Raw genomic sequence first — 2,254 nt, 5'->3', positions numbered from 1 at the left:
GGCAATGGAGTTGTTTGGAAATCCTAAACAAAAAGTATTCTCTGAAAATGAGGAAGGGCAAAAAGTTCAAGATTTAGTATGGACGGTCGAAGAAGGTACTAAACTTTCAGCAAAATATATTCTCACAGATAAAAAATGGAATCTTCAAAATTCTGAGGTATCATATTGAGGTATGTCAAAGCAGATATGCAATGAGCAGGGGGAGATAGAAGAATACCAAAAGGACCTCAGGACATGGCTCTTCGAGGAAGAGAGTTTCGTGCCCTTGGCTCTGTTCCAGGACGGCAAGGCATACTCCATCGTGACCGACCATCTGGGTACGCCCGTGGAGGCATACAACGAGAAGGGCGAGGAAGTATGGTACCGTAGGCTGGACATGAACGGAAAGGTCATTGAGGAAAGGTCGATGAACTATACTTCCTACAAGGACTACGTCAAGATACCGTTCCTTTTCCAAGGACAGTACTATGACGAAGAAATCAAACTGGCATACAACAGGTTCAGGTACTATGACCCGAATACAGGAAATTACATATGCCAAGACCCCATAGATTTACAAGGAGGTATGCAACTTTACGCATACATTCACGATTCCAATAGTTGGATAGACCCGTTTGGGTTAAGCGGTCGTGGTGGTACTCTACACAGGAGTATTCAAGACCAATTACGAGATGATTTAAAAGGTTTAGGCAAAAGTGTAGAAGCAGAAGGGCAGATAAAATTAAATAATGGACAATCAAGATTTGGTGATTTAGTAGTAAGGAATGATGTAGAAGATATAATTGAAGTACATCAAATCGGAGATATGCGTACTCGTGGAGGATTTAGACCGTCTTCAAGAGAGCGAGGAGCGATTATGGATATTAGGGAGGCTTTGGGCGATGATGTAAGGATAGTTTTCCACGATAAAAAGGGACGGGTAACACTTATAGACCCCGATAAAGCCGATGACTGGAAAGTGCCAAGTAAAAAACATAGAAAAAATAGTTATGGTTAATTATGAGTTCAATACAATTTAATTATTTTGCAGATGAAAAAGGGGAGCAAATTATAAGGCAAGAGCTTTTAGATAGGTTTGGCTCTCTTTATGCAAGGGATTATTTCGGAGAGAATAAAAGTATAATAAAAGAAACAGAAGACTTTCCTAAAATGCCTTTTGAAATTTATTTAACTTGTGAAAAATTGGCTACTCAAATAAATACTTTGTCAGGTAAATTGTCCATTTCTATTTATGATAGCCCTGTTGTTGAATACACACCTTCAAAAATCAGAGACGAAAATGTATACGTTCAAGGTCGTTTAGCTTATTTTGCTGGTAATGAGTTCCCAGAGTTAAAAAAAGAAGTGCAATCCCTATTCAGAAAACTCAAAAAACAGTGTTGGAAAGATAAACAATGGAATGAGTGGGTATTTGAAACCATCGGAGATGAAGCAACGGTCTTTATACCCAATAGGGTTGTTCATCTAAATAGAGAGTGATGTATCCCGCTTTGGTGAGGATGGAAGGTATTATATCTGGGACATCGGCGAGGACCTGTTCTACCATTTTACCGACACCTCCTATAAGGAAGTACGCCGACCTTACCTACGAGCGCAATGAGTTCGGGGAACTGACCTGCTTCTCGGCAGGACAGGCGGAAGTCCCGGGTCGCTTTGAGAGCAGGCACGAGTATGACAGTCTGGGCTTTGAGCTGGGGCGTATGCTCCCCGGTGGCAAGAAATTTGAAAAGCAGTATGGTTATAAACCAGCTGGAAATAAATGCTATCATTAAACATGGAAAGAATAAGTATTCAAATTGATTCACCCGGCTACGTAAAGGTTTCCGAGATTAGCGAAGAACTTCTGAAATTTTCTTCAATAATAGAAACTAAATACAATCAAATAGATTTTGATTTTGGTTTCTGCTTTAGGGCATTGTACACTACACGGGGGATTAGGTCAAAAGTCAGATTCTATAAAGAAGATCGATGGCTAGGCATGGATCTCATAATAGCATTGAATGAGTTCAATTCATATAAGACCAATGTATCTATGCAACGTCTAATTATGGGCAAGCATTTTTTTCCGTTCTTTGTAGAGAATATCAAAAAGTATAAGAGTAAACTACCTACGTTAAAGCCTGTCGCAGAAGATTTAATCGAGGATATGCGTTTATTCCTAATTGAAAATCTTTGGTTACCTGCTGAAGATGGCAAATTAAAACTATCGATTATAGAAACCGTATCTTATGAGCGGGCAATGGAGTTGTTTGGA

3 protein-coding genes are annotated in these 2,254 nt (G+C 39.5%); all 3 read left to right on the top strand.

The features are described 5' to 3' along the window. Positions 1 to 172 precede the first annotated feature (172 nt). On the top strand, positions 173 to 997 hold the full coding sequence (locus A3GK_RS11785; RefSeq protein ID WP_018029320.1) for an RHS repeat domain-containing protein: 825 nt from the start codon (positions 173 to 175) through the stop codon (positions 995 to 997). Between the two features lie 2 nt (positions 998 to 999). Then, positions 1,000 to 1,479, top strand: a complete 480-nt coding sequence (locus A3GK_RS0110065) for a hypothetical protein (RefSeq protein WP_018029319.1) — start codon at positions 1,000 to 1,002, stop codon at positions 1,477 to 1,479. Between the two features lie 295 nt (positions 1,480 to 1,774). Next, a partial coding sequence (locus A3GK_RS0110055) for a hypothetical protein (RefSeq protein ID WP_018029317.1) occupies positions 1,775 to 2,254 on the top strand: 480 nt, incomplete at its 3' end.

It is taken from the genome of Porphyromonas somerae DSM 23386 (genome assembly GCF_000372405.1).
GTDB classification, from domain to species: domain Bacteria; phylum Bacteroidota; class Bacteroidia; order Bacteroidales; family Porphyromonadaceae; genus Porphyromonas_A; species Porphyromonas_A somerae.
The sequence above is the reverse complement of the archived record's forward strand: the minus strand, read 5'-3'. Positions and strand labels throughout refer to the sequence as shown.